The sequence below is a fragment of the Mesorhizobium sp. M7A.F.Ca.CA.002.09.1.1 genome (assembly GCF_003998555.1).
Lineage (GTDB): Bacteria > Pseudomonadota > Alphaproteobacteria > Rhizobiales > Rhizobiaceae > Mesorhizobium > Mesorhizobium ciceri.
In genome coordinates this window covers 1-1,507 of sequence record NZ_RZRR01001119.1, presented here as the reverse complement: position 1 = coordinate 1,507, position 1,507 = coordinate 1, and the positions used below count along the sequence as shown (strand labels likewise).

The following is a 1,507-nucleotide window of genomic DNA, read 5'->3' as shown; positions in this document are numbered from 1 at the left end:
GGATTGGGTTGCTACCTCCGCCGCCACCAGCGAGTGATGGTCGCCTCGATCGTCGAAAATGATGACCTCTCCAACAGGAGGCTGTCCGGTGAACACGTCCCAAATCGGCCGGGCAAGATGCGCGCCGCCAATGTTCAGCGAGCGCGGCAGTGCGCCTGTCGCGATCACCACCAACACAGGTTTCTCACGCAGGATGTCCTCGGCTTCCGCCAGCATGTTGTAGCGAACATCAACGCCGAGATGCTCGAGTTCATTGACCAGCCAATCGATGATCCCGCGCATCTGGCGCCTGGTGGAACCTCCGGCCGCCATGTTAATCTGTCCACCCAGCTGGTTGGACGCTTCGAACAGGGTCACCCTGTAACCCCGCTCGGCGAGAACACGGGACGCCTCCAGTCCTCCTGGGCCTCCACCAACAACGACAGCGCGCAAACCCGCTATTTCATGGCGGCGAAAGCGATGCGGGAAGAAACGCTCGCGACCGGTCGCGGCATTCTGGCCGCATAAAGCGTCTTTGCCTTGATTAACCCGGTCTGCGCAGTAGTTCATTCCGACGCAGGTGCGGATACGATCTTCCTGCCCGGTTTGCAGCTTTGAGACCAGGTAGGGATCGGCGATGTGAGCCCTGGTCATTCCCACCATATCGACAATGCCGTCGCGCAGGGCATGGCGAGCAGTTGCGATATCGGCAATGCCTCCTGCATAGAATATAGGTAGTGAAACGGCCTCACGTATGTCTTTGGCAACTCCAAGGAAACGGGCTGCGGGAGTGCCCATAGGAGGCATCCATTGAGCCAAGCCCAGATCGTCGTATGGCGCTCCCGCAAGCACGTTGAGGAAGTCGACCAGGCCGCACTGCTCAAGCCGCTGGGCGATCTCGATGCAGTCCTCGCGGCTGAGCCCACCTTTGAGGAAATCGTTACCGGTGATCCTCAGTCCTATGATGAACTCGTCACCCACAGCATCGCGGACGCCGTTCAGGACGTCGAAGGTGAGTCGAAGCCGGTTCTCCAGGGAGCCGCCATAATCGTCCTGTCTGAAATTGATCAGAGGGGATAGGAATTGTCCCAGCAAGTGCGAGTGCGACAGGATTTCGATTCCGTCAAAACCGCCCTTTTTGCATCGTGCCGCCGCGGCCGCAAAGTCCTTGGTGACGCGTACTATATCAGCCCTTTCCATACTCTTTGGATAGGCTCGGTGCGCCCGTTCTCGCGTGTTAGATGGTCCTATTACTGGCAGCCATTCCCCTACGTCGCTGGATGTACGCCTCCCCATATGTGTCAGCTGACACATAATCGCGGCGCCATGGGAATGAACGCCCCCGGTAAGCAGTTCAAACCAAGGCAGGATGCTGTCATCGCCGGCATAAAGTTGCCCAAACGCGGACGGGCTGTCCGACGAAACGTTGGTCGATCCCCCCACCACCGTTAGAGCAAGCCCTCCCTTGGCCTTCTCCTCATGATAGAGCCGGTAGCGCTCCGTAGGCCAACCGTTCTCTACATAAGCC

At 58.7% G+C, this 1,507-nt stretch carries 1 protein-coding gene; it reads right to left on the bottom strand.

Features of this window, described 5'->3' with window-relative positions:
- A partial coding sequence (locus EN994_RS30875; protein WP_127308119.1) for an FAD-dependent oxidoreductase occupies positions 1–1,507 on the bottom strand: 1,507 nt, incomplete at both ends.